Raw genomic sequence first — 22,618 nt, forward strand, 5'->3', positions numbered from 1 at the left:
AACCAATCCGCTTGGCGCTGCGGCGGACGCATAGGGGGAGAGAAGTGTCACCTATGTATCCGGTTCAAAGTGTTACCCATCTATCGGCTGGACACTCATTTCAGATCTTGGCGTCGTGCGGCAGCGGCGCTGTTGCCTTCTCCAGCCAGGCCAGCGTCTCGCCGTCGAGCATCGGGCCGATCTCGGCCAGCACCCAGGCATGGTAAGTATCCAGCCAGTGCAACTCCTCGCGCGTCAACAGGTCGGTGCGGATCAGCCTGATATCGATCGGCGCCAGCGTCAGCGTCTCGAAACCGTGCATGGCGATGTCGCCGCCCTCCACCTGTTCAGCCGGCGTCACCAGGATCAGGTTCTCGATGCGGATGCCGTAGGAGCCTTCCTTGTAATAGCCGGGCTCGTTGGACAGCATCATGCCGGCCAGCAGCTTTTCGGTGCCGGTGCGGGCGATACGCTGCGGCCCTTCGTGCACCGCCAGATAGGAGCCGACGCCATGGCCGGTGCCGTGGGCAAAGTCGCAGCCATGCTTCCACAGCGCCATGCGCGCCACCGCGTCGATTTCCGAGCCGCGCGTGCCGGCGGGAAAGCGCAGCGTGGAAATGCCGATCATGCCCTTCAACACCAGCGTGAAGCGCTCGCGCATCTCCTCGGTCGGCTGGCCGATCGGCACGGTGCGGGTGATGTCGGTGGTGCCATCCTGATACTGGGCACCGGAATCGAGCAGGAACAGCTCGCCCTTTGCCAGCTCGCGGTTGGTGGCGCGCGACACGCGGTAGTGCATGATGGCGCCGTTCGGACCGCTGCCGGAAATGGTGTCGAAGGAGACATCGCGCAGCGGCATCTGCGTTTCCTCGCCGGTCTGCCGGCGCACCTCCTCCAGCTTGGTGACAACGGTTATTTCGTCGAGCGTGCCCGGCTTCTGCCGTTCCAGCCAGCACAGCAGTTTCGCCACCGCCGCCCCGTCTCGGCGGTGCGCGGCGCGGCTGCCGGCGATTTCCGCCTGGTTCTTGGTGGCGCGCGGAATGCGGGCGGGATCGGCCGCTGAAACAAATGCGCCGCCATTGTCCTCGACCAGCATTCTCAGCTTCTCCGCCGCCAGCACCGGGTCGAGCGCGATCTTGGCGCCGCCCTTGGCAAGGGTAACGACCGCCGCCTCGAATTCGCCGGGCTCGTGCAGATCGGCGAGTTGGGTGAGATAGGCGGCGACCGTGCGCGAAAACTTGCGCTGGTCCATGAACAGCTGGTGCTTGCCGTCGGCGGCAAGGATCGCGAAGCCGAGCGCCAGCGGCGTGTGCGGCACGTCACCGCCACGGATGTTGAAGGCCCAGGCGATCGAGGAGGGGTCGGTGAGCACGGCGTGCGTCGCGCCCCCCTTGCCGATTGCCGCCACCAGCCGCGCCAGCTTGTCCTTGGCGAGTTCCCCGGCAAAGCCGATCGGGTGGATTTCGACCGGCGCCACGGGCGGCGCCGGCTGATCCTTCCAGATGATGTCGATCGGGTTCCTGTCGAGCGGCACCAGCGTCGCGCCGGATTGCTCGGCCGAGGTTTTCAGCGCCTTGACCTCAGCGATCGTGTGCAGCCACGGGTCGAAGCCAAGCCTGGCGCCCTTGCCGAGATTGTCCTTGATCCAGGAGGCCGGCGGGTTGTCGACGAGACTCTCGATCGCAAAAATGTCGAGATCGACCTCGTGGCGCACTTGCAAGGTATAGCGGCCATCGACGAACATGAAGGCGCGGTCACGCTGCACAAGTGCTAAGCCGGCCGAGCCGCTGAATCCGGTCAACCATTTCAGCCGCGCCGAGCGATCGGCGACATACTCGCCCTGGTGCTCGTCGGCGCGCGGCACCAGGAAACCGTCGAGGCCATTCTCCGCCAGCCATCGCCGCAGCAACGTCACGCGCGGCTTGCCGACGCTGGGGTCGCCTGCGGAATCGAAGGTCTGGAACATGGTATGCCTCCTGTATCGGGCGCGACCGTAGCGCATGACCAGGAAAACCGGAATCGATTTTCGCCAATCGCAACAGGCTCGGATTGGTCCAAAGCGCGTTGCGTCTCAGTGCTTCAGGTGGATCGTCACCCAGCCTTCGCGATGCAAGGTCCTGACATGCCGGAAATTCTGGCCGACATAGGCCGAGATCACCGCATTGCACTGGCGCTCGAGGATGCCGGACAACACGATCGAGCCGCCGAGGCTGATGTGCCTGGCCATCTCAGGCGCCAGCCGCATCAGCGGCCGCGCCAATATGTTGGCGACGATGAGGTCGAAAGGCGCCCGCTTGCCGAAGATCGGGTGGTGGAAGCCGGGCGCCGTCACCGTTTCAACCAGCGCCTTGACGTGGTTGAGGCGGGCGTTGGCGGCGGCGACCCTGACGGCGATCGGATCGATGTCGGTCGCCAGCACCGGAATATGCGCCAGCTTGGCGACCGCGATCGCGAGCACCGCGCTGCCGGTGCCGAGGTCGAGGGCATTCCTGGGACGTTCGCGGCGCACGACCCGTTCCAGCATTTCGAGGCAGCCGGCAGTGGTGCCGTGATGGCCGGTGCCGAAGGCAAGGCCGGCCTCGATCTCGATGGCGAGTTCGCCGCTGTGGCGCTTCCGGCGGTCATGCGCGCCATGGACGAAGAAACGTCCGGCGCGCACCGGCTTCAGTCCCTCCAGCGAGCGCGCCACCCAATCGATGTCGGGCAGAACCTCGCGCTCGATCGGCTTCGACAGGGACAGTCCGGCAAGGCTGTCCCTTAGCCGCGCCTCAACCGCGTCGACATTGCCGTCGGTGTAGAGCGAAACCTCATAGATGTCGCGGTCTTCATCGACTTCGAGCACGGCGATCGGCAGGCCTTCATCCTCGAAAGCCGGTTCGAGCGCGGCAAAGATGCGGTCGGCCTCGATCTTCCCAGCGATGAAGTGGAGCCTGGTCTGACCCATCAGCTGGTCTCTTGTTTGAGCATGATCTCTGGACAACACTTTTCTGTCCGAGAAAACCGGATTCCACATTTCGGGATCATGCCTAGCCTGCCGCCAGCCGCTTCAGCTTGGCGATCGCGGTATCGGCGCTTTCGCCATAGGCTATGGTGCCCGAAAACTCGCCCTTGGCGTTGAGCAGCAGCGCGGAGGCGGTGTGGTCCATCGTGTAATCGCCGTCGCCGGTGTCGACCTTCTTCCAGTAGATGTTGAAGGACTTCGCCATGGCGTGCACCTTGTCGGGATCGCCCGATATGCCGACGATGCGGTCGGAGAAATTGCTGACGTAAGTGTTCATCACCGGCGGCGTGTCGCGCTCTGGATCGACGGTAACGAAGTAGGCGTTGAGGTTCTTGCCGTCGTCGCCCAGCGTCTTCAGCCAGCCGGCCATTTCGAACAAAGTGGTCGGGCAGACTTCCGGGCAATGGGTGAAGCCGAAGAAGACGATGCTGGGTTTTCCCCGGAAGGCGGCTTCGGTGATTGGCGCGCCTTTCTGGTCGACCAGCGTGAATGGCGCACCATACGGCTCGCCACCATAATGGCCGCGATAGAAGTCAAAGGTGAGCCAGCCGATGCCCGCCGCCATCAGAACCAGAATGCCGACCAGAATTGAACGCATCATCAGGAAGTGTCCGTCGCAGAAATCGAGCGCCGGATCGGCGCTCCTGTTGGCGAGCAGTCTTAGCCGGTCGCAGGGAGCAAGGCAAAGATGCCGCGTTGCCGCAACCGGGCTGGACGCTACCTTGCAAACAGCTGGCCCTTATCCCACCTGAGACCGGCAAACCGAACCTGAGGAGGCTCCCTTGCAAAGACGGACTGGGCAGAGACGGATTGGGCAGAAACTGATCGGCGGCGCGCTGGCCGCATGCATTGCCCTTGGCGCCGGTGCCGCCGCGGCAGAGGAGGTCGGCAAGGTCGGCGTCGATTGGGTCGGCAACGACATCATCGTCGAGGCGATCAAGGACCCCAAGATCGACGGCGTGACCTGCCATGTCTCCTATTTCGACCGCAGCGTCATCGACCGCTTGCACAAGGGCAACTGGTTCGAGGATCCGTCTGATTCCTCGATCTCCTGCCGCCAGACCGGGCCGATCACCATCGGCGACATCGACATGAGCGAGGGCGGCGAAGAGGTGTTCAAGCAAGGCATCAGCCTGATCTGGAAGAAGCAGGTGGTGAACCGCATCTACGACAAGAAGAACGAGACGCTGATCTATCTCTCGCATTCGCGCCAGGTGCAGGACGGCTCGGCGAAAATGTCGGTGACGACCGTGCCGCTGTTCAGCCAGAACGTGGTGTGGACCGGCGGCAAGCCGAAATAGCGGATTCTCCGGGCGCAACGCGACAATTGCTTCCGCAATTGTGCGGGGGTAAATCCGCCAGATGGACCGTACCGAAAACCTCGTCCTGAAAGATCCCGAGCCGCGCATCCATCCGACCGCGGAGCTCAAAGCGTGCAAGCTTGGCCGCTATGCCTCGATCGGCGAACGGGTGGTGCTGCGCGAGGTCAGTGTCGGCGATTTCTCCTATTTCGAGCGCCACGCCGAGGCGATCTACACGACGATCGGAAAATTCTGCTCGATCGCCGCCAACAGCCGCATCAATGCGCTGGAGCATCCGATCGAGCGGATCACGCAGCACAAGCTCAGCTACCGGCCGAACGAGTATTTCCGCTGGCTGGGCGTCGACGCGGCGTTCCGCGCGCGGCGGCAGGCCAAGGCGGTCAGCATCGGCAACGATGTCTGGATCGGCCATGGCGCCGTCATCATGCCCGGCATCAGCATCGGCAATGGCGCCATCGTCGGCGCCAATGCGGTGGTGACGCGGAATGTACCGGCCTACGCAATCGTCGCCGGCGTACCGGCGAAGCCGTTGCGCATGCGCTTTCCCTCCGAGATCGCGGCGCGGATCGAAAGCCTCGCCTGGTGGGACTGGCCGCCGGAGAAACTCGCCAAAGCGGTTCCCGACATGCAGGCTTTGCCGATTGAGGATTTCCTCGATCGCTGGGAGCAAGAGCATTCCTGAGAGCTCGCCGCGCGTGCGCGGTTTCATCGACTGGCTGGCCGAAATCCTGGCGCCAAAATTCTGAACGGCACGTGTCGGGAAGAGTTCCGCCGGTCTGCGGCAACGCAACGGACCCCTTCCGCCATGCGGGGGTGGCGCAGCGGAAGGGGCTTGGAGACAAATCCGCCGTGAAGCGGAACGAACAGGTTTTGGCCTGCATGGTGACTAATGGCAACAAACCGATAAGGCGGCTTTTCACGGCGCTGCGCCTTTGGCGTGCATACAATTGCACCAGCGATGCCCTCTGCGACAGGGAACCGGAAGCGGCTGCCGGTTGTTTATTGTTGGAGCGATGAATGCGGCCTTGGTCAGCTCGTCGCGCTTTGAACGGTTGAGGATGTGAATGATCGAAAAGCTGTTTACCAGAATCGCCAACACCGTTTCGCACTTGGCGGGCCTGCCGCCGACTTTCATCGCCTGTTGCGCCATCGTTATCGTCTGGGCGGTAAGCGGGCCATTCTTCGGCTTCTCCGATACGTGGCAGCTCGTCATCAACACGGGAACGACGATCATCACCTTTTTGATGGTGTTCCTGATTCAGAACACCCAGAACCGCGACGGCGCCGCGGTTCAGGCCAAGCTCGACGAACTGATCCGCGTCAGCGAGGGCCACAATCATTTCATCGGCATCGAGCACCTGACCGAATCCGAGGTCGAGGAGATCAGAGACAAATGCGAGCGGGCGGCAAAACGCCATGACCACGAGCTCGCCGAACTGGCGGGCAAGAAGGCCGTCGCGCAAAAGCGCACCGCGAAAAAACGCGCGCCCGCCTGAGTCTCGGCTTTGGCTGAGTTCGACGATCAGTTTCCCATAAAGGCCGCGAAAGCGTCCTTATGGTCGGGGTGCCAGCGCGAGAGAGCAGGCCGGTTCTCGATGATGTCGCCGATCGCCCAGGCCATGCGCTTTTCATCGGTCGGCCGCATCACCTCATTGTCGGGGCACAGGATGTAGAAGTCCCCGCGCGCCAGCGAAGCCAGCATGAAGTCGACCACCTGCTCGCCGGTCCAGGCGCCAGCCGGTTTTTCGACCGCTCCTTCGGTGAGGCCGGTGAAGGTGAAGCCGGGAATGAGAAGATGCGCCGCGACCTTCGCGCCCGGCTCGTTGCGCAATGCGTGCGCCAGGCCTTCGGTGAACGTCTTCAATGCCGATTTGGATACGTTGTAGGCGAGATTGCCGGGTGGCGTGGTGATGCCTTGCTTGGAGCCGGTGTTGATGATCAGGCCCGGCTCTCCGGAGGCCAGCATGGCCGGCGCAAAGGCCTCGACGCCATGTACGACGCCCCAGAAATTGATGTCGATCAGCCGCTTCCAGGCGTCGCCGTTCTCCCACGGTTTTCCCGGATTGTTGCCGACGCCGGCATTGTTCATCAGCAGCGATACGGCGCCGAAAGCGGCATGCGTCTTTTCCGCCAGCCGGCCGAGTTCGTCGGCCTTCGAGACGTCTGTGGCGACCGCAAGCACGGCATTCTCGCCGGCGATCGCGGCGACTGCCTGGCGGGCCGCATCGAGGCGCGCGCCGCCAATGTCGGCCAGCACCAGTCTCATGCCCATAGCCGCCAGCCTTTTGGCGGCGGCAAGCCCGATGCCGCTGGCGCCCCCGGTGACGACGGCGACGTTGCCTCGGCTGAGGGCGGGCAAAGCGGATTGGATTTCGGCGTCGGAGGTCATGATCTTTTTCCTAGGGTTCGGGTGGCGCCGAACTTAGCGCGGGCCGCGCATCGTGCAAGGCCGTCCCGCGTGTTCGGGTTGACCGCATCAACGGCGGCTGTGCATGCTGCGGCTGAACAGGAGACTGCCGATTGACCGACTGGGTTGCGATCCTGAAGGAGCAGACCGCCACCGGCGACCAGATGGGCCGCGAGGTGCCACAGATGCTTGCCAATCCGGACATAAGCGAAGCGCAGGTGAAGACCTTGTTTTCGGCACTCGAAAAACAGGCCGAGTTCGTCGAGAAATTGCGCATGGCGCTGGAAAAATTCGGCCATGATTTTTCGATCATCAAGGCGGCCGAGCGGCTGGAGGAGCGCTATGCCGACCTTGCGGCGTCGGTTGCCGAAAAGCTGAAGGCGATGCGCAAGTAGACGCGTCCTACGCTACTTTTCCAGCACCCGCGAAAAACGCGTGTCCGGCACGAACCAGACGGCGGCCACCAGCACGAAGATCGCAACGCCGATCCATTGGTTGACGAAGGCAAGCGGGACGGCGGCGGCGTAGAGGGCCACCGAGATCTTGCCCTTGCGGTCATTGCCCAGCGCCTTGGCGAAGGCGGTGTCGTTGCCGTGCAAATGGTGCAGCTTGGTGGCGAGAAAGGTGTAGGCGACCGCGCACAGCACCAGGTCGATGCCATAGACGGCGACGGGGACCGGCGCGAAATGGTTCTCGCCCATGAAGGCCGTCGTTGCCGGCATCAGCGACAACCAGAACAGAAGGTTGAGGTTGGCCCACAGCACGCGGCCGTCGACCCTTTGGACGGTGTGGAACATGTTGTGCAGATTGTTCCAGTAGATGCCGACATTGATGAACGACAAGACATAGCTGAAAAAGATCGGCCACAGCGGCAGAAGCGCTGAAAAATCCTCGCCATGCGGCACTTTCAGCTCCAGCACCATGATGGTGATGATGATGGCGACCACCCCATCGGTGAATGCCTCGACTCTACCTTTTCCCATGGTTTCTCCCTCTCGATGGAAAGACGTTAAGCGAGGACTTCGGGCAAGACCATCCTGACAAGGTTGTCAGGATGAAGTTCGGCGCGTGGAACGGCCATCCTTACATGGACGTTGGGGCGCAATTGGGCGTTGGGCGATTGGCCGGAGGTTGCCATGACCAGCTATGCCGAGACCACGACGCGCGACAACGGACTCGATGGCCGGCCCGCGATGGCCGCGGTTGCCGCCATGATCGCCGCGCTGTTCGCCGGCAGCACGGTGCTGACGCCGCTTTACGTCATCTACAAGCAGGCCTTCGGTTTCTCGCAGATCACGCTGACGCTGGTCTACGCCGTCTATGTCGTCGGCAATCTCGGCGCATTGCTGATGTTCGGGCGCTTGTCCGACGGCATTGGCCGCCGTCCTGCGGCGCTGGCGTCGATGGCCATAGCGGTGGTCAGCGCGGTGGTGTTCCTGCTGGCCGAGAATGTCGCATGGCTCGATGTCGCCCGCATATTGAGCGGCCTTGGCATCGGCGTCGGCGCTGGAACCGGCACGGCCTGGCTTGCCGAATTGATCGAAGGTAAGGACAAATCGCGCGCGGCAATCATCGCCACCAGCACCAACTTCGTTGGCCTTGGCCTCGGCGCGCTGGCATCGGGCCTGCTCGCCGAATATGCGCCCTGGCCGTTGAGACTAACGTTTGCGGTCTATCTTGCCTTGCTGGTGGTGGTGACGCTGCTGATCTGGCGTACCCGCGAAACCGTGTCCCGGCCGGGCAGGCTGACCGACGTTTCGTTGCGGCCACGGCTATCGGTGCCGAGCGATATCCGCGCTGCCTTCGTGGCGCCGGCGGTCACCGGTTTCGGCGCCATGGCGCTGGTCGGCTTCTATGCAGCCCTGGCGCCGAGCATCCTGGCGCAGCAACTGCATGTGGCCAACCATGCCGAGGCCGGCGCGCTGTTCTTTGAACTGTCGATCGTTGCGGCCGCGACCATTCTGGCCACGACCCGACTGTCCAGCCGCGCCGGCATGCTGGCCGCGCTGGCGCTGATGATCCCGGCCGTAGGGCTGATGGTTGCTGCTCAGTTTTTCGCGTCGATGTCCCTGATGGTTGCCGCCACCGCTGTGTGCGGCGTGGCGGCGGCGCTCGGCTATCGCGGCGGCCTGCAGGTGGTGAACCAGATCGCACCTGCCGAGCGTCGCGCCGAATTGGTGTCGGCGTTCTTCATCTGCTGCTTCTGCGGCAATGCGCTGCCGGTGATCGGCATTGGGCTGCTGTCGAGTTGGGCCACTCCGACGACGGCAAGCCTGGCCTTCGCCGGCATGATCACGCTGTTCTCTGTCGTAGCGCTGGGGTTCGGCGTCAAATACGCGCGCTGAGCCTCACCCGTTTGGCGTCTCGGGCGCCATGTTTGCCCGTCCGCGCGGGATGCCGAGGCCGGTGTCGGGCGGCTCGCCGGCGGCCGGGCGGTCCTCGATCATGTGCATGGTGCGCCAGCGGCCGAAGCGATAATAGGCGGCGGCCAGCACCAGCGAGGTGATCGATCCCGCCGGAAAACTCCACCACAGCGCTTCCTCGCCGATGTAGCTCCTGAAGAAGTAGGCAAAGCCGGTACGCACGACCAGCACGGAAATCACCAGAATGATCAGCGGCGGCATCACGGCACCGGTGGCGCGCACGGTGGCGAACAGCACGATGGTGACGCCGAACAGGATGAACGACCAGGACGCCACCTTGTTGATGTGGGCTGCAATGTCGATTGCGATGCTGTCGCGGCTAAGGAACAGGCCGAGCACCGGCCTGTCGAAGAGGAACAGCAGCGCCACCAGGGCGCCGGTGAGCACCAGGTTGAAGCCGACGCCGGACGCCGCGATGCGACCGATGCGGTCCCAGCGCCCGGCGCCGACATTCTGGGCCGCCATCGACGAGACTGCGGCTCCGATCGCCAGTGCAGGCATCTGGATATAGGTCCACAGCTGCGCCGCGATGCCGTAGGCGGCGGCGACCTGCGAGCCGTAGGAGTTGACGATGCCCATGACGGTCAGCGCCGCCGCCGAAATGACGATCATCTGCAGGCCCATCGGCACGCCCTTGAAGACGACGATCCTGAGCAGCGCCGGATCCGGCCGCAGCAGAGCGAGGTTGGCGCCGGCGAGCCGCAGCGGATGCTTTCTGGCATAAAGCACGACGAGGATGGCGATCACGCTCACTGTCTGGCCGATCAGCGTCGAGGTGGCGGAGCCGGCGATGCCGAGCTCGGGGAAGGGGCCGATGCCGCGAATGAGCAGCGGATTGAGGATGATGTCGAGCACGACGGCGAGCGCCATGAAGAAGAATGGCGTGCGCGAATCACCCGCACCGCGCAGCACCGTCATGACGAAGGACAGAAGATTCATCATCGGCACGGCGACGAAGATGATACGCAGATAGGAGCGCGCCAGCGGCAGCGCATCGGGCGGGGTGCCCAGTGTGTTGAGGATGGCGTCGACCCAGATCCAGCCGCAGACGGCGAAGATAGCCGAGACGAGGAAGAAGAAGCTGGCGCTGGTGCCGACGATGCGCCGCGCCTCGGGCAGGTCGCGGGCGCCGACCGATTGCGCCACCAGGATGGTCGCGGCCATGCCGATCCCGAACACGGTGCCGAGAATCAGGAACAGCACCAGATTGGCGTTGGAGGTGGCGGTCAGCGCCGATTCACCGAGGAAGCGGCCGACCCAGACGGCGTTGATCGAACCGTTGAGCGATTGCAGCACGTTGGAGCCGAGCACCGGCAGAGCGAACAAAAGCAGCGTGCGCGGAATCGGGCCGCTGGTCAGGTCGCCGGTGCGCCGGCGCGGTGGTATTTTTTCGTCCATGGGCTGTTCGGCGAAGGTTCATCTCAAAGTCCGCCCGGCAATGATCGCCGATTTGACGGACAAGGTCGATGCGGCATTGGAACATGCCACCTGGCGGCTTCACGCTAATCAGTTCTCAAAACATCCGGAATGGGATATGGGTCGTCGCCGCGTGGGGTCGCATATCCTGTTGGATATGATGAATAGGCTGGGGGGATCATGTCCGACAATCCGCTTTTTTCCGAGCGCCTGAACCGGCGCGCGTTTCTTGGAATATCCGCTTTGGGTGCCGCTTCCATGGCGCTTTCAGCCTGCACCACGACCGATGTCGTGGTGCCGCCAACGCCCGCCCCGGCGCCTGAACCGGCTCTGGGCGATGCCGCCACCATGTATTCGGCGCGCGTCGATGAGGGCTTTTCATTGCCGGCAATCCCCGTGGCCAAGCTCGATCCGAAGTTCGTGCGCCAGATCGTGGACGATCCGACCGGCGAAAAACCCGGCACGATCGTCGTCGATACATCCGAGCATTTTCTCTATCTGGTGCGCGACGGCGGCAAGGCAATGCGCTATGGCGTCAGCCTCGGCAAGGCCGGGTTTGGCTGGACCGGCAGCGCCGTGATCCAGGCGCGCAAGAAATGGCCGGTGTGGACGCCGCCGCCGGAAATGATCCAGCGCCGGCCGGAACTGGCGAAATACAAGGACGGCATGCCGCCCGGACCGCAGAGCCCGCTCGGCGCGCGCGCGCTCTATCTGTTCCGCGACGGCAAGGACACGATGTACCGGCTGCACGGCACGCCGGAATGGGATTCGATCGGCAAGAACGCGTCGTCAGGCTGCGTGCGCTTCATGAACCAGGACATCATCGACCTCTACAGCCGGGTCAACGGCGTAGCCCAGGTCTATGTGCGCCCGAACCTGTCGGCCGCGGGCAAGATCATGGCTGTGTCGAGCCGGACCGCCGAGCCGATCGATGCCGGCGTGCCAAGGGATGCGGAGATTTTGAAATAGGTGCCTTCACGGCATCGCTGATCGCCGACAAACGGTAAAGGCGGACGCGCCGGGCGCGCCCGCCTTTCCGTATACGGCTACTTCTTGGCGAGGCCCGGAAGCGTGACCTGATAGACCAGGAACATGGTATCGACATCGGCGCCGTCTTCGGCCTTGTAGGGCGCGCCGACCTGAAAACCGTCCTGGGTGAGAAAGTCGTTATCGTTGCCGACGAACAGGAAATAGTCGTCGGGCAGCGCCGGATCGAGCACGCTGACCACCGACATTGCTTCCCACTTCTCCGACAGATTGTTCTTGTCGTTGGGCTTGCCGTCATGCAGGCCGAAACGGCCGAGTTCCTTGTTGTCGTTGATGTCGATGAACGGCGTCAGCTTGGCCGGGGTCACCGAGGGGTCGAGCACGCCCTTGGGCGCCAGCGGCTTGTCGGCGGCATCGAAGGCGCCGCCGGCAATGTCGGTGGCGCCAGAGACGTCGACGACGAAAATCTGGCGCAGCAGCGAAGTATCGCCCTTCACCCCCTGGCCGTTTCCGCTGTCGCGCGCCAGCATCACGAAGGTCTTGTCGGACAGCGCCACGATTTCGCTCTGCGCGGCGACCTTGGTCTTGTCCTTGGCGTCCTTGAACACCGGCAGCGGCACGGCATATTCATGCACCAGCTTGAGATGGGCCGGGTCGGAGGCGTCGTAGACCAGCGCACGGGTGTTCTGGCGCGTCGCGGGCGAATCGCCGCCATCCTGGCGGGGCGCCGACTGCAGCACAGCGATCAGCGACTTGCCGTCCGTCGTCAGCGCCATGCCTTCGAGGCCTTGATTGTTCTGGCGGCCGGTTTCGGGATCCTTCGGATCGGGTTCGGCTGCACCGGGGCCCGGATTGTCGGAGGCGAAGTTCGGCGCGCCCTTGCGCATCGGCACCAAAGCGGCGGGCGGCTGCGTTGCCGACAACAGATGGCCGTCGGCCGAGAAGCGGTAGATGTTGGGGCCGTATTCGTCAGAGATGAACATGGTGCCGTCGGGCAGCCGCGCGATCGCCTCATTGTCGAGCGCCAGCTTGCCATTGGCCTCGGGCAGGATCGGCAGGTCGCCATTGGCCGCGCGCACGCCGTTGAGCGGATCGAGGCCGGTGGCGTCAGCGCCCTTGTCGTCGGTGAGGAGCAGGGAATCGGCAAGCGTCGCCTTGACGCCTGTCTGTTCCTGGCCGGAGGTGGGCGTGGCGCCCAGTGCGGTCGGCGTGAATTCGATATGAATAGTGTTGAGGCGCGGCCGGTAATCGGTGGTGCCGACGACATTGTAGCCACGGTCCGGCAGCAACCAGAGCGAGCCCTTGTAGCCGTCCGCGCCACGGGTCCAGCTTGCGGCGTCGATGGACATGCCGGAGCCGGAGCCGAAGGTCTCGCCGAACTTGTCCTTCTGATCGGCCGGGATGCGGCCGACGCCGACCAGGCCCTTGTTGACGAAGCCGCCAAGGGTGGCGGTGCTGTCGGCAAGGGCAGGGGTCAGGGCGGTAAACAGCGCCAGCGCGGCGCCGAGCGACACGGTTCGGTGCGAGATTTTCATGGAGATCCTTTTTGTGACAAGCCTTGAGCGGCGCAAAGGGGCCACCGCATCGCATCGACGATGTCGCCCTCTCGCAAAGCGGTCTAGGACGCGAACATGATACTTGCGTGACAGAGAGGGCCTCTTCCTTCTCCCTTGTAGGAGAGGGAAGAGCGCAATGATCAATCGCTGTCGCGGGCGATCAGTTCCAGCGGCCAGACTTCGCGGATGATGCGCGGACCTTCCGGGCCGGCAAAGGCGGGAAGCGAGGCCAGCAGCATTTCGGCCAGCCGCCGGCCCATCGGCTCCAGCGACGGACGGAAGGCGGTCAGCGCCGGCGAGAAATAACGGCAGAGCGGCGTGTCGACGATGACGATCACCGCGATGTCGTGGCCGGGCCTGATGCCCATCTCGGCCAGTGCCTTGCAGCCGCCGAGCGCCATTGCGTCATTGTTGAAGATGATGGCTGTGGGCCGGTCCTTGGAGAGCATCACGCGCGGCGTCACCTGGTAGCCTCCGGCCTCGTTGATGAAGCCGTCGGCGATCAGGCCGGGGTCGACTTCGATGCCATGCCGCCCCAGCGCCTTGCGGTAGCCGTCGAGGAACAGGTAGCCGAAGTTGAGATCCAGCGAAGGGCGGATGGCGGCAATGCGGCGGTGGCCGCGCGCGACCAGCCGGTCGACGGCTTCATCACCCGCCCTCTCGAAATCGATATCGAGCGAAGGATAGGTGTCGTCGCCGGATTGACTTCGGCCAAGCGTGGCGAAGTGAAAGCCAGCCTTGCTGAGATAGTCGATCCGATCGTCTTCCCGCCGTGTATTGGCCAACACGACCGCGTCGGCTCGGCGCGTCTCAACCACGCGGCGCAGCCTCTCCTGCTGATATTGGCCGGGCTCGCCCATGACGACCATCAGATCCAGGTCATCCTCGGCCAGTCGGCCCTGCAGACCGATCAGGAACGGGATGAAGAAGGGTTCGCCATATTGCTGGTCGCCCGGATGCGGCTGCAGCATGAAGGCGATCGAATGGGTGGTGCCTTGCCGCAGACTGCGGCCGGACTGGTTGGGCGAATAGTTCAATTGCTTGGCGGCGGCGAGCACGCGCTGGCGGGTGTCGGCATTGACGTCGGCGCGGCCGTTCAGCGCCCGCGACACGGTGCCGATCGAAATGTTCAGGTGACGCGCAAGGTCATGGATGCTGGACGCCAAGGACAGTTCTCCCCCTGTCTTGGCTAGCACCGGCTGCCGCCCAGGCCAAGGCTTCGGGATGATTTTCGCTGGCAGCCGATTGACATTCTACGCCATCGGGTGTGTTCTCGTAAACGTTTACGGAGAAACGTTTACGGTGGTGCCGGAAATGCCGTGACATTCGGTCTGGAGGGACCGGACGGGAGGAATGCCGGATGATGAATGCCGTCCTCGTCGGCTGTGGTGCGATGAGCAAGGCCTGGCTCGATGCCGCGAGGCAGATCGACGGGCTGGCCATTGTCGGCTTGGTCGATCTCGACGCAGAACGGGCGAAGGCGAGGGCGCGCGAATACGGGCTCGACGGCGCGGTAATCGGCACCAGCCTCGACGCGGTGCTCGACCAGACCAGGCCCGACGCGGTGTTCGATGTCGTGGTTCCAGCCGCCCGGCGTGATGTCGCCTTTGCCGCCTTTGCCCATAATTGCCATCTGCTGACGGAAAAGCCGCTGGCCGATACTCCGGAAAATGCGCGCGCCATCGTCGATGCGGCACGTAACGCGGGGCGTATCCATGCGGTCGTGCAGAACCGCCGCTACGTCGCCAATGTCCGGCGCATCAGGCGCTTTCTCGACTCCGGCGCCATCGGCAAGCCAACCAGCATCCATGCCGATTTCTTCGTCGCGCCGCATTTCGGCGGCTTTCGCGAGGAGATGGCGCATGTGCTTTTGCTCGACATGGCGATCCACACATTCGACGCCGCCCGCTACATGGTCGCAGGCGATCCCGCCGGCGTCTTTTGCCAGGAATGGGAGCCGGCGAATTCCTGGTACCGGCAGGGATCGTCGGCCAGCGCTATCTTCGATCTCGGCGGCGGCAAGGTGTTCACCTATGCAGGCTCTTGGTGCGCGGCGGGCTTCCGCACCAGCTGGGAGAGCACGTGGCGCATCGTCGCCGAGCACGGCAGCCTGGTCTGGGACGGCGAGGACGGACTGAAGGCCGAAGTTGTGTTGTCGGTCCGCGACGGCCTGTTCGACCTGACCCAGCCCATCACAGTACCGCCGCTCGATTCCGCCGACCGCGTCGGCGGTCATCTCGGCATCATCAAGGATTTCATCCACGCCATCGAGACCGGCAGCGAGCCGGAAACCCGTGGCAGCGACAACATCAAAAGCCTGGCCATGGTTTTTGGCGCCATCGAAAGCGCCGAGACCGGACGGCGCGTCGCAATCACACAGGAAGCATCATGATGCCAAACCCGCTTCTCGACATCCGCATCGGCACCATGGTGCGGGCCAATCTCGAAGACCCGGCCGCCTACATCAAAGAGATTCTGCCGCTCGGCTTCGAGAGCATCCAGCCCTTCTTCTGGCAGACGCTGGGCGGCAAGGATTTGGCGCGGCTCGCCGGTGAGATTGGCGAGGCGATCGGCGATGCCGATGTCGCCGTGTCGTCGATCGGCGTGTTCGGCAATCCGCTGGAGGATGGCGAGGTCGATCGCGGCGTGCTCGCGGCCTGGGAAACCGTCATCGACAATGCGCATCTGTTCGGCGCTTCGATCGTCAGCGGCTTCACCGGACGTCTGCGTGGCAAGAAGCTGACAGACAGCCTGCCGCGCTTCCGTGAGGTTTGGGGTCCGCTGGCCAGGCGCGCCGCAGACAAGGGCGTGCGCATCGCCTTCGAAAATTGCGCCATGGATGGCAACTGGGCGGCCGGCGACTGGAACATCGCCCACAATCCCGATGCCTGGGAGTTGATGTTCAACGAATTGCCCGACGACAATCTCGGCCTCGAATGGGAGCCCTGCCACCAGCTTGTCTACCTCATCGACCCGATGCCGCAGATCCGCAAATGGGCGCCGCGCATTTTCCATGTCCACGGCAAGGACGCGACGGTGCGCTGGGATGTGATCCGCGAGCACGGCGTGTTCGGCAAGCTGCCCTTCGTGCAGATGCGCACGCCCGGGTTTGGCGACAGCGACTGGACGCGGGTGATCAGCGAATTGCGGCTGGCCGGTTACAAGGGCGCCATCGACATCGAGGGCTGGCACGACCCGGTCTATCGCGGCGACCTCGAAATCACAGGCCAGGTGCGCGGGCTGGAATACCTCAAGCAATGCCGGGGAGGAGCGACCTACCTGCCGAACCCGGCGTGACCGAGGGCCGGTGGGAGGAGCCGGCCTGACAGATTGCCAAGCACTGCCGACAAGCACTGCCGACAGGCGAACGACGAAACCCCTCGGCTCACCGAGGACAAAAGGGAGGAACGTGCATGAGCATCGCAATGAGAACGACACTTCTGCGCTCGACCGTCGTGGCCGCCGCCACGGCGCTGTGCGCTGCCATCTCCACTCTGCCGGCGCAGGCGCTCGACGCCCAGTGGTGCAAGGATGTCCACATCCGCTTTTTCGTCGGCGGCGCCGAGGGCGACGCTTTCGGCACCATCGTCTACAATGGCGCCAAGCAGGCGGCGTCCGATCTCGGGCCGAAGGTCGACTACATCTTCTCGCAGTGGGACGTCGAGAAGATGGTGCAGCAATTGCGTGAGGCCGTCGCCGTGAAGCCAAACGGCATTGCCATGATGGGCCATCCGGGCGACGCCGCGATCATGCCGCTGGCCGAACAGGCGCATAAGGACGGCATCAAGATGATGTACCAGAACGTGCCGGTGCCGAAGGTGGTGGACGCGTTCGGCGGCGGCTATGTCGGCGCCCAGCAGGAGCAGCAGGGCCGCGCGCTCGGCACTGAGGCGTTCAAGCTCGGGAAGCTCAAGTCCGGCGACAAGGCGATCATGATCGGTCCGTTCGAGAACGAGGCCCGCGGCGCGCGCGAGCGCGGCACGGTGGCAGCACTCAAGGAAGCCGGCGTCGAGGTCATCCAGCTGTCGTCGCCGCCGAGCGGCGAATGGGCGTCCGACCCCAATCTGGCGATACCGGTGATCACCGCGGCCCTGCTCAACAATCCCGACGTCAAGGCGGTCGGCTATCCCGGCGGCCAGATGCTGGGCAACGTCGCCACCTACATGCAGGCGGCAGGACGCAAGCCCGGCGACATCTTCAACTTCGGCTTCGATACCAGCCCGCAGATCGTCGAGGCGTTCAAGGGCGGCTGGGTGCAGCTGACGGCTGATCAGCAGCCGTTTCTGCAAGGCTATCTGCCGATCCTCAGCCTTTGCCAGCAGGTGGTGCTGGGCCTGGCGCCGATGAATGTCGACACCGGGGCGGGCTTCGTCACGCCGCAGAATTACGAGATCGTCGCCGAGCTCGCCAAGCAGGCGCTGCGCTGACCTCCCAAACTGCCGGCTGGGCGCAAGCCCGGCCGGCAGGACCGCCGGCACCAGGCCGGGATGATACCACAGGAGCGAGGATCGCCATGGCCGAACGCATCATCGAACTGCGCGACATCAGCAAATCCTATGGCCAGGTCTATGCGCTGGGCGGGGTCAATCTCTCGGTCGACCGCGGCGAGGTGGTTGGCCTGATCGGCGACAATGGCGCCGGCAAATCGACGCTGATCAAGATCCTGTCCGGCGTCGTCAAGCCGACCAGCGGCGAGATCCTGGTGCGCGGCAAGCCGGTGACCGGCTGGAGTGCGGCACGCTCGCGCGACGCCGGCATCGAGACGGTCTTCCAGGATCGGGCGCTGGCCGTGCAGCAGACCATTGTGCGCAACATCTTCATGGGCCGCGAACTCACCGGCTTCATGGGCTTTCTGAAGGTCAATAAAGAGATAGAGGAGGCGAGCCGGCTGATGCGCGAGATCGGCTTCACCTCGAAGGTGTTCACGCCGCACTCGATCGTCGGCCAGCTCTCGGGCGGCGAGCGCCAGGGCGTGGCGATCGCGCGCGCCATCTACAAGCAGGCCGAGCTGATCATCCTTGACGAGCCGACGACGGCGCTGTCGCTGACCGAGACCGCCAAGGTCTTCCATTTCGTGCGCCAGGTGCGGGCGAGCGGCCGTTCGATCCTGTTCATCGGCCACAACATCCACCATGTCTTCGACATCGCCGACCGCTTCGTGGTGATTGACCGCGGCAAGGTGGCGCTGACCGCCGATCGCACCGAGGTCAAGTCGGCCGAAGAGCTGATCAATTTCATGGAAGACGTTGCGCATCCCGGAGGATTGCCGGGGCTGCACGAGGCCGGCGACGCGGAGAGGGCAGCACGATGAGCAAGACCATGGAACCCGATCTGCAGAGCCCGCTCGGCGGCAAGGCGGCCCGGCCTGAGTGGAAGCACCCGTCCGACCATTGGCTGCGCGGTTTCGTCATCGACAACCGCGCAGCGCTCGGCACGCTCGCCGTGTTCATCATCATGATGGCGGCGTTCCTGATCGCCAACCCGACCGTGTTCACCACCTGGTATCTCTACAGATCCGTGCTGACCACGCTGCCGGTTGCCCTGTTCGTGGTGGTGCCGCTGGTCTTCGTCGTCACTTGCGGCGAGATCGACCTGTCGTTTCCCGCAACCATGGGCTTTGCCTCCTGGGTGTTCGCGCTGGTGGTGCAGGCCGGCTACGATCCGTTTCTCGGCATCGCAGCGGCGATTCTCACCGGCACGCTGCTCGGCTTTCTCGTCGGATCCCTGGTCGTTTATGGCGGGCTGTCGTCGCTGATCGCCACCCTCGGCATGAATTTCCTGCTGCGGGGACTGATCCAGATCATCAACGAGGGCAGATCGACGGCATTGACCGGTCTCAGCGACAGCTGGGCGTACACCATCTTCTCCGGTCAGGTGTGGGGTTTTCCGGTACAGGTCTTATGGGCACTCGCCTTCGTCATTTTTTCGGCAATGCTCTACAACCGGCACCGCTTCGGCGCGCAGGTGAGGGTCGTCGGCGACAACCCCGACAGCGCCCAGCAAATGGGCATCGACGTCAAGCGTGTGCGGGTGAAAGTGTTCATCTTCACCGGCATCGGGGCCGCGATCGCCGGCACGTTTTCGGTGATGATCAACTTCACCTGGTGGCCGACCGCGGGCGACGGCTATCTCTTGCCGGTGCTGGCTTCGGTGTTCGTCGGCGGCACGCCGACCTGGGGCGGCATCGGTACGGTTGCCGGTGGAGCGATCGGCGCGGTCACCGTGTCGTTCATCCAGACCGGCGTCGTGGCGGCGGGCCTGAGCGGCTTCTACGTCCAGTTCTTCAACGGGCTGATCATCATCCTGTCGCTGCTGGGGCACAAGTGGAACCAGGCGCGGTACAGGTGAGGGGCGGGCTAAATTGACGGGGACGCTCATGTTGCGGACCGCATGCCCCGACGACTGGGCAGACGCCCGTCGCTTCGTCATTCTAAGGCGGAGCAGGAGCGAAGCTCCGTCGCGTAGACCCTGGAATCCATTCCGCGACCTTGGCGTGCAGCTGCGCAGGATTCCGCACCGTGGCAACGCGTTGAAGACGCGGGATGGATCCTCGGGTCTACGCTGCGTCGCTACGCTCCTTGCTCCGCCCGTGGATGACGAGGCGGGGAGGGCTCCGCCAGACTACAACAATGTGGTCGCTTGTAGGACAACAGGACAAGCGGGCGCTCACACCGCCGCCACAAACCCGTCCAGCACGCGTTTCTGGCCGGCCTTGTCGAAGTCGATGGTCAGCTTGTTGCCTTCGATGTTGGAGATGTTGCCGTTGCCGAATTTCTGGTGGAAGACGCGGTCGCCGACGCTGAAGGGCGACGGCGTGTCGGCGACGGATTTGGCGACCAGTTCGCCGTCAATGGTGCGGCCTTTGACGCTGGTTCGGCCGGCGCCGTAGCCGGAGTCGGTCTCGCCATAGCCGATGCGCTCGACCTGGTGGCCGGAGCGCGAGCCCCAGTTGCGGTCGGTCGCCTCGGTGCGGTTGGCCTGCGCGCGCTGCCAGCCGGGCGTCGCATAGGTGTTGGAGAAGGCGCCGGATTTTTCCGCGCCGACATTGTCGAAGCGCGAGGCGCCGTAGGGGTTCTGCCGCCCTGCGCCCTGGCCGCCACGGCCCGACGCGAACGAACCGCCGCCATAGGAATTGCCGTAGCCGCCATAGGAGTTGCCGCTTTCGGCGACCTCGACATGGGCTTCCGGCAGTTCGTCCAGAAAGCGCGACGGGATGGTCGACTGCCACAGGCCGTGGATGCGGCGGTTGGAGACGAACCACAGATGCAGGTTCTTCTTGGCCCGGGTCAGGCCGACATAGGCGAGACGGCGCTCTTCCTCCAGGCCGGAGCGGCCGCCTTCGTCCAGCGCGCGTTGGTGCGGGAACAGGCCTTCCTCCCAGCCGGGGAGGAACACGGTCTCGAATTCGAGGCCCTTGGCCGAATGCAGCGTCATGATGTTGACGGCGTCAAGCTCGGCGTTCTGCTCGGCGTCCATGACCAGGGCGACATGTTCGAGGAAGGAGCGCAGCGATTCATACTCCTCCATGGAGCGGATAAGCTCTTTCAGGTTTTCCAGCCGGCCCGGCGCCTCGACCGAGCGGTCGTTCTTCCACATGTCGGTGTAGCCGCTCTCCTCCAGAATGGTCTCGGCGAGTTCGGTGTGCGGCGTGGTTTCCAGCGCCTTCTGCCAGCGCTCGAAATTGGCCGCCACTTCGCGCAAGGCCGCGCGGGGCTTGGGCTTCAGCTCGTCGCTTTCTGCGAGCTTGGCGGCTGCCTCCAGCATCGGGATGCGCAAGCTCCGCGCCGTGTCGTGGATCTGGCGGATGGTGGCTTCACCCAGGCCGCGCTTGGGGACATTGACGATGCGCTCGAAGGCGAGGTCGTCGGCGCCCTGCGCGACGACGCGGAAGAAGGCCAGTGCATCGCGGATTTCCATGCGCTCATAGAAGCGCGGGCCGCCGATGACGCGGTAGTTGAGGCCGAGCGTGACGAAGCGATCCTCGAATTCGCGCATCTGGAAGGAGGCGCGGACCAGGATGGCCATATCATTGAGCTTGTGCTTGGCACGCTGGTAGGTCTCGATGGTCTCGCCGACGGCGCGCGCCTCCTCCTCGGAATCCCAGGCGGCGTGGACATGCACCTTCTCGTCGTCCTCGGCGACCTTCTCGGTGAACAGCGTCTTGCCGAAGCGGCCCTCATTGTGGGCGATGAGGTGCGAGGCGGTGCCGAGGATGTGCGCCGTCGAGCGGTAGTTGCGTTCCAGCCGGATGATGGTGGCGCCCGGGAAATCCTTGTCGAAGCGCAGGATGTTGTCGACCTCGGCGCCACGCCAGCCATAGATGGACTGGTCGTCGTCGCCGACGCAGCAGATGTTGACTTTGTTTTCGCTCACGGGCCGTTCCGCGCCTGCCGGCGCAGGCCCTCCGCCCCCTCTTTTTTGCGCGCCTTCGGCGTCGCGGGAGTCGCCTCGCAACGGCTCGGGCGCCTGGTCGGGCTTGCGGCCTTCGGCCGAGCGCGCTTTACCCTCCCCTGGATGGGGAGGGTCGCCGCGGACGCGGGGGGGGGGGTGCGAGGCCGCGCCGCGGGCGCCCCCCCCCCCCCCCGGCGGGGAAGGGGGGCCGGACCACCCGATCGAGGGGGAGGTAGGTCTTTGCGCCAGCAGCCGCAGCCACATGTATTGCGCGGTGTTGGTGTCCTGGTACTCGTCGACGAGGATGTATTTGAAGCGCTTGTGGTAGTCCTTCAGCACGTCCGGATTGGCGCGGAAGATGCGGATCGGGTGGCAGAGCAGATCGCCGAAGTCGCAGGCGTTCAGCGTCTTCAGCCGCTCCTGATAGGCCTTGTATAGTTCCCGGCCCTTGCCGTTGGCGAAGCTGCGGGCATCGCCCTCGGCAATGTCGGCCGGGCCTTGGCCCTTGTTCTTCCAGCCGTCGATCATCTGCGCGAACTGCTTGGCCGGCCAGCGCTTGTCGTCGAGGCCTTCGGCCTGGATCAGCTGCTTGATCAGCCGTACGACGTCGTCGGTGTCGAGGATGGTGAAATCGGATTTGAGCCCGGCCAGCTCGGCGTGGCGGCGCAAGAGCTTGACGCCGATGGAGTGGAAGGTGCCGAGCCACGGCATGCCCTCGACGGCTTCGCCGACGAGATGGCCGATGCGCTGCTTCATCTCGCGCGCGGCCTTGTTGGTGAAGGTCACCGCCAGGATCTGCGAGGGGAAAGCCCTGCCGGTGGCCAGGATATGGGCGATGCGGGTGGTCAGCACGCGGGTCTTGCCGGTGCCGGCGCCGGCCAGCACCAGGACCGGGCCTTCGGTGGTTTCCACCGCCAGCCGCTGCTCGGGGTTGAGGCCGTTGAGATAATCGGGTGCGCTGTTGGGTCCGCTGCGGGCCGCCATGGCGCGCGCGGCTATGCCCGACGGGGCCGCGGGCCGCGCATTGGGTTCGTCGAAAAAGGGCATTTCTTCCGCAAAGCCGGACATCTCCCCCGAATGTAGTGATTCGGGAGCGAAAGACCAGAAGTGTCTACGTTTTGTTCTGCTAAAGTGCC

The 22,618-nt window shown here is 64.3% G+C and carries 20 protein-coding genes; 11 read left to right on the forward strand and 9 right to left on the reverse strand.

The window, feature by feature from the left end:
- Positions 1–100 precede the first annotated feature (100 nt).
- The 3 genes from NKI31_RS29910 to NKI31_RS29920 form a co-directional block, all read right to left on the reverse strand.
- The gene (locus NKI31_RS29910) at positions 101–1,945 is read right to left on the reverse strand and encodes an aminopeptidase P family protein (protein WP_352653270.1); all 1,845 of its coding nucleotides are present in this window, start codon (positions 1,943–1,945) and stop codon (positions 101–103) included.
- 105 nt (positions 1,946–2,050) lie between these two features.
- Positions 2,051–2,923 (reverse strand): 50S ribosomal protein L11 methyltransferase, encoded by an 873-nt coding sequence (locus NKI31_RS29915; protein WP_023682125.1) that lies wholly within the window; start codon positions 2,921–2,923, stop codon positions 2,051–2,053.
- A gap of 82 nt (positions 2,924–3,005) precedes the next feature.
- The gene (locus NKI31_RS29920; protein WP_023697009.1) at positions 3,006–3,581 is read right to left on the reverse strand and encodes an SCO family protein; all 576 of its coding nucleotides are present in this window, start codon (positions 3,579–3,581) and stop codon (positions 3,006–3,008) included.
- A gap of 181 nt (positions 3,582–3,762) precedes the next feature.
- Between NKI31_RS29920 and NKI31_RS29925 the strand changes: the two genes are divergently transcribed.
- The 3 genes from NKI31_RS29925 (at position 3,763) to NKI31_RS29935 (ending at position 5,798) form a co-directional block, all read left to right on the forward strand.
- On the forward strand, positions 3,763–4,281 hold the full coding sequence (locus tag NKI31_RS29925) for a CreA family protein (protein WP_031204048.1): 519 nt from the start codon (positions 3,763–3,765) through the stop codon (positions 4,279–4,281).
- A gap of 61 nt (positions 4,282–4,342) precedes the next feature.
- A complete protein-coding gene (locus NKI31_RS29930) occupies positions 4,343–4,984 on the forward strand; it encodes a DapH/DapD/GlmU-related protein (RefSeq protein WP_352537744.1) in 642 nt (213 codons plus the stop codon).
- 382 nt (positions 4,985–5,366) lie between these two features.
- Complete coding sequence (locus NKI31_RS29935; protein ID WP_023750938.1) at positions 5,367–5,798, forward strand: low affinity iron permease family protein; 432 nt, start codon at positions 5,367–5,369, stop codon at positions 5,796–5,798.
- 26 nt (positions 5,799–5,824) lie between these two features.
- On the opposite strand, the gene NKI31_RS29940 is transcribed toward NKI31_RS29935, so the two are convergent.
- A complete protein-coding gene (locus tag NKI31_RS29940) occupies positions 5,825–6,691 on the reverse strand; it encodes an SDR family NAD(P)-dependent oxidoreductase (RefSeq protein WP_023746912.1) in 867 nt (288 codons plus the stop codon).
- A gap of 131 nt (positions 6,692–6,822) precedes the next feature.
- Between NKI31_RS29940 and NKI31_RS29945 the strand changes: the two genes are divergently transcribed.
- Positions 6,823–7,104, forward strand: coding sequence for a hypothetical protein (locus NKI31_RS29945; RefSeq protein ID WP_023668298.1), 282 nt, complete (start codon positions 6,823–6,825; stop codon positions 7,102–7,104).
- Between the two features lie 12 nt (positions 7,105–7,116).
- Here NKI31_RS29945 and NKI31_RS29950 read toward each other — a convergent pair whose 3' ends face one another.
- Positions 7,117–7,692 (reverse strand): TMEM175 family protein, encoded by a 576-nt coding sequence (locus NKI31_RS29950; protein ID WP_023682120.1) that lies wholly within the window; start codon positions 7,690–7,692, stop codon positions 7,117–7,119.
- A 153-nt stretch (positions 7,693–7,845) separates the two neighbouring features.
- Here NKI31_RS29950 and NKI31_RS29955 point away from each other — a divergent pair, with 153 nt between their 5' ends.
- Complete coding sequence (locus NKI31_RS29955) at positions 7,846–9,054, forward strand: MFS transporter (RefSeq protein WP_023690889.1); 1,209 nt, start codon at positions 7,846–7,848, stop codon at positions 9,052–9,054.
- A gap of 3 nt (positions 9,055–9,057) precedes the next feature.
- Here the strand turns inward: NKI31_RS29955 and NKI31_RS29960 are convergent, their stop codons facing one another.
- Positions 9,058–10,530 (reverse strand): MATE family efflux transporter, encoded by a 1,473-nt coding sequence (locus NKI31_RS29960; RefSeq protein ID WP_023746911.1) that lies wholly within the window; start codon positions 10,528–10,530, stop codon positions 9,058–9,060.
- A gap of 198 nt (positions 10,531–10,728) precedes the next feature.
- Here NKI31_RS29960 and NKI31_RS29965 point away from each other — a divergent pair, with 198 nt between their 5' ends.
- A complete protein-coding gene (locus NKI31_RS29965; protein WP_023668302.1) occupies positions 10,729–11,517 on the forward strand; it encodes a L,D-transpeptidase in 789 nt (262 codons plus the stop codon).
- Between the two features lie 77 nt (positions 11,518–11,594).
- Here the strand turns inward: NKI31_RS29965 and NKI31_RS29970 are convergent, their stop codons facing one another.
- Positions 11,595–13,070, reverse strand: a complete 1,476-nt coding sequence (locus NKI31_RS29970) for an esterase-like activity of phytase family protein (protein WP_352653271.1) — start codon at positions 13,068–13,070, stop codon at positions 11,595–11,597.
- 161 nt (positions 13,071–13,231) lie between these two features.
- A complete protein-coding gene (locus NKI31_RS29975; RefSeq protein ID WP_352653272.1) occupies positions 13,232–14,257 on the reverse strand; it encodes a LacI family DNA-binding transcriptional regulator in 1,026 nt (341 codons plus the stop codon).
- A 194-nt stretch (positions 14,258–14,451) separates the two neighbouring features.
- Between NKI31_RS29975 and NKI31_RS29980 the strand changes: the two genes are divergently transcribed.
- The 5 genes from NKI31_RS29980 (at position 14,452) to NKI31_RS30000 (ending at position 19,439) form a co-directional block, all read left to right on the forward strand.
- Positions 14,452–15,483: a Gfo/Idh/MocA family protein gene (locus NKI31_RS29980; RefSeq protein ID WP_023832878.1), complete on the forward strand. Its 1,032-nt coding sequence runs from the start codon at positions 14,452–14,454 to the stop codon at positions 15,481–15,483.
- On the forward strand, positions 15,480–16,388 hold the full coding sequence (locus tag NKI31_RS29985; protein ID WP_023832879.1) for a sugar phosphate isomerase/epimerase family protein: 909 nt from the start codon (positions 15,480–15,482) through the stop codon (positions 16,386–16,388). Before NKI31_RS29980 ends, NKI31_RS29985 begins: the two co-directional genes overlap by 4 nt.
- A 116-nt stretch (positions 16,389–16,504) precedes the next feature.
- A complete protein-coding gene (locus NKI31_RS29990) occupies positions 16,505–17,518 on the forward strand; it encodes a substrate-binding domain-containing protein (protein ID WP_023699592.1) in 1,014 nt (337 codons plus the stop codon).
- Positions 17,519–17,604: 86 nt separating this feature from the next.
- Complete coding sequence (locus tag NKI31_RS29995) at positions 17,605–18,402, forward strand: ATP-binding cassette domain-containing protein (protein ID WP_023668308.1); 798 nt, start codon at positions 17,605–17,607, stop codon at positions 18,400–18,402.
- The gene (locus NKI31_RS30000) at positions 18,399–19,439 is read left to right on the forward strand and encodes an ABC transporter permease (protein WP_023682111.1); all 1,041 of its coding nucleotides are present in this window, start codon (positions 18,399–18,401) and stop codon (positions 19,437–19,439) included. Before NKI31_RS29995 ends, NKI31_RS30000 begins: the two co-directional genes overlap by 4 nt.
- A 318-nt stretch (positions 19,440–19,757) precedes the next feature.
- On the opposite strand, the gene NKI31_RS30005 is transcribed toward NKI31_RS30000, so the two are convergent.
- Positions 19,758–22,550 (reverse strand): ATP-dependent helicase, encoded by a 2,793-nt coding sequence (locus NKI31_RS30005; RefSeq protein WP_352653273.1) that lies wholly within the window; start codon positions 22,548–22,550, stop codon positions 19,758–19,760.
- Between the last annotated feature and the right edge of the window lie 68 nt (positions 22,551–22,618).

This window comes from Mesorhizobium sp. M0659 (assembly GCF_040320605.1).
Classification (GTDB): domain Bacteria; phylum Pseudomonadota; class Alphaproteobacteria; order Rhizobiales; family Rhizobiaceae; genus Mesorhizobium.

Excerpts from the sequence above, each read along its gene's own strand:
- NKI31_RS30005 (WP_352653273.1), bottom strand. The coding sequence starts at position 22,550 with ATGTCCGGCTTTGCGGAAGAAATGCCCTTTTTCGACGAACCCAATGCG.
- NKI31_RS29995 (WP_023668308.1), top strand. The coding sequence starts at position 17,605 with ATGGCCGAACGCATCATCGAACTGCGCGACATCAGCAAATCCTATGGC.
- NKI31_RS29920 (WP_023697009.1), bottom strand. The coding sequence starts at position 3,581 with ATGATGCGTTCAATTCTGGTCGGCATTCTGGTTCTGATGGCGGCGGGC.
- NKI31_RS29950 (WP_023682120.1), bottom strand. The coding sequence starts at position 7,692 with ATGGGAAAAGGTAGAGTCGAGGCATTCACCGATGGGGTGGTCGCCATC.
- NKI31_RS29960 (WP_023746911.1), bottom strand. The coding sequence starts at position 10,530 with ATGGACGAAAAAATACCACCGCGCCGGCGCACCGGCGACCTGACCAGC.
- NKI31_RS29985 (WP_023832879.1), top strand. The coding sequence starts at position 15,480 with ATGATGCCAAACCCGCTTCTCGACATCCGCATCGGCACCATGGTGCGG.
- NKI31_RS29980 (WP_023832878.1), top strand. The coding sequence starts at position 14,452 with ATGATGAATGCCGTCCTCGTCGGCTGTGGTGCGATGAGCAAGGCCTGG.
- NKI31_RS29930 (WP_352537744.1), top strand. The coding sequence starts at position 4,343 with ATGGACCGTACCGAAAACCTCGTCCTGAAAGATCCCGAGCCGCGCATC.
- NKI31_RS30000 (WP_023682111.1), top strand. The coding sequence starts at position 18,399 with ATGAGCAAGACCATGGAACCCGATCTGCAGAGCCCGCTCGGCGGCAAG.
- NKI31_RS29915 (WP_023682125.1), bottom strand. The coding sequence starts at position 2,923 with ATGGGTCAGACCAGGCTCCACTTCATCGCTGGGAAGATCGAGGCCGAC.
- NKI31_RS29940 (WP_023746912.1), bottom strand. The coding sequence starts at position 6,691 with ATGACCTCCGACGCCGAAATCCAATCCGCTTTGCCCGCCCTCAGCCGA.
- NKI31_RS29935 (WP_023750938.1), top strand. The coding sequence starts at position 5,367 with ATGATCGAAAAGCTGTTTACCAGAATCGCCAACACCGTTTCGCACTTG.
- NKI31_RS29955 (WP_023690889.1), top strand. The coding sequence starts at position 7,846 with ATGACCAGCTATGCCGAGACCACGACGCGCGACAACGGACTCGATGGC.
- NKI31_RS29970 (WP_352653271.1), bottom strand. The coding sequence starts at position 13,070 with ATGAAAATCTCGCACCGAACCGTGTCGCTCGGCGCCGCGCTGGCGCTG.
- NKI31_RS29965 (WP_023668302.1), top strand. The coding sequence starts at position 10,729 with ATGTCCGACAATCCGCTTTTTTCCGAGCGCCTGAACCGGCGCGCGTTT.
- NKI31_RS29990 (WP_023699592.1), top strand. The coding sequence starts at position 16,505 with ATGAGCATCGCAATGAGAACGACACTTCTGCGCTCGACCGTCGTGGCC.
- NKI31_RS29910 (WP_352653270.1), bottom strand. The coding sequence starts at position 1,945 with ATGTTCCAGACCTTCGATTCCGCAGGCGACCCCAGCGTCGGCAAGCCG.